The sequence below is a fragment of the Algivirga pacifica genome, from assembly GCF_039543525.1.
Taxonomy (GTDB): Bacteria; Bacteroidota; Bacteroidia; order Cytophagales; family Flammeovirgaceae; genus Algivirga; species Algivirga pacifica.
The window spans coordinates 1-1,781 of the sequence record NZ_BAABJX010000076.1 but is presented as its reverse complement, the minus strand read 5'-3'; the positions used below and the strand labels follow the sequence as shown (position 1 = coordinate 1,781).

At 41.9% G+C, this 1,781-nt stretch carries 1 protein-coding gene; it reads right to left on the bottom strand.

The window, feature by feature from the left end:
* Nucleotides 1-24: 24 nt before the first annotated feature.
* Nucleotides 25-1,422 (bottom strand): group II intron reverse transcriptase/maturase, encoded by a 1,398-nt coding sequence (gene ltrA / locus ABD985_RS21210; RefSeq protein WP_345375339.1) that lies wholly within the window; start codon nt 1,420-1,422, stop codon nt 25-27.
* Nucleotides 1,423-1,781 lie beyond the last annotated feature (359 nt).

Here is a 1,781-nt window from a genome sequence, read left to right as displayed (position 1 = left end):
TCTCGTACAGGGCGGTTCTTTAATTTAAGCTTTCACAGAGAGATAATAATCCAATAAGAAGGTGTAGCCTGAGGATTTTAGGCGTTTATTCGTAATTGTTTGACTTAAGATAGGGCTATTAGCTATTCGCCAGTAGCCTTTTCTTGTATTCCCAAACTGGTACGCTTTGTCTTTGCCTATCCCAAGTTTGGTTAGGTTTCTGATTCTGGTTCTTACCCGTTTCCATTGCTTCCAGATAACCATACGAATCCTGCGCCTGAGCCATTCATCGATACCTTTCAGGAGCTTCTTCATATCAGCTAACTTGAAGTAGTTCACCCAACCCTGAATAAACAGTTTGAGTTTCAACTTCCTAAGCTCATTACTCCATCCATTACTACGACTTGTTAGCGCTCTAAGCCGATTCTTCATTTCCCTAACACTTTTGGGGTGAACTCGGGCTCTACATTTCTCTTGGTTCATGTAAAATCCATACCCAAGAAACTTAACCTCCTTTATGTGTCCCACCTGTGTCTTCTCCTTGTTCACTCTAAGGTAAAGGGTCTTTTCTATGAAGTTTGTTATGCTTTTCAACACGCGATCTGCACTACGCTTCGATCTACACATAATAATCAGATCATCGGCATAACGTGCAAATTCGTGTCCCCTGTGAGATAGTTCCTGATCCAATTCATTTAGCAAAATATTGCTTAATAATGGACTTAATGGTCCTCCTTGAGGAACACCTTCTGCTGTGCGTTGAAATAGTCCTGATTCAACCACTCCTGCATTGAGGTACTTATGAATGAGCGACAAGACTCGTCCATCCTTCACTTTTCGTGACAAGACCTCTATCAGCTTACTGTGATTCACCGTATCGAAAAACTTCTCAAGGTCTATGTCTACTACGTATTTATAACCTTGTTCGGCTTTTGACATACAATGTTTCAAGGCCTGATGCGCATTGCGGTTAGGACGAAAGCCGTAACTATTTTCATGAAAATCCTCCTCATAAAGCGGAGAGATAACTTGGTGAATGGCTTGCTGAATCACACGGTCTACCACAGTCGGTATACCTAGTGATCGTTGCTGACCATTTTCCTTCGGTATATACACCCGACGAACTGGATTTGGACGATATTTCCCGTTCAGAATACTTCTTAAAAGATACTCCTTGTGCTCAACAAAATAATCATACAATGACTCGACCTCCATTTTGTCTATCCCACCTTTACCTTTATTCTTCTTCACCCTTTTATAGGCTAGATTAAGATTCATGGGATCTAGGATTTTCTCTAATAAAGTACCCTTCTCTTCTGTTTTGCCAGTGAAGTTGTTTTCAGTTATCCGTACAAGAGTAGGCACTCCTGAGTAGCTTTCAGTTGCCGACCTATCATTCCTCAGGGAGCTATCTTCCGATATTTTCTGCTGTTCTCCTCTCATACAGTAACTTTCATTGACTATTCACTCATTAAAGTTCAGTCCTTCCTTGTAGCCAGTCGAACTACAAGTACTATGACCTCTGCTGACTTCTCATGATAAACCTTTTTCGACCGTACTATCCTTATGCGGATTCTTGTACGTCCATGAGATCTCCCGTGGTAAGATATTTGACTTTCATTCCATGTAGCCACAGCATTTACACCATAGTGTTCCGGGTAGTATCGGACTTCATCTTGCTTAGCAGACTTATCCACATTACAATGCCTGATGCTGTTCGTGTTCCTTGGCTCAGAACTTTGCTTTAGGCTTCCTTCAGATTCCACCTCACGATGGACACCCTTGCCCTCAGCTAGTGGTTG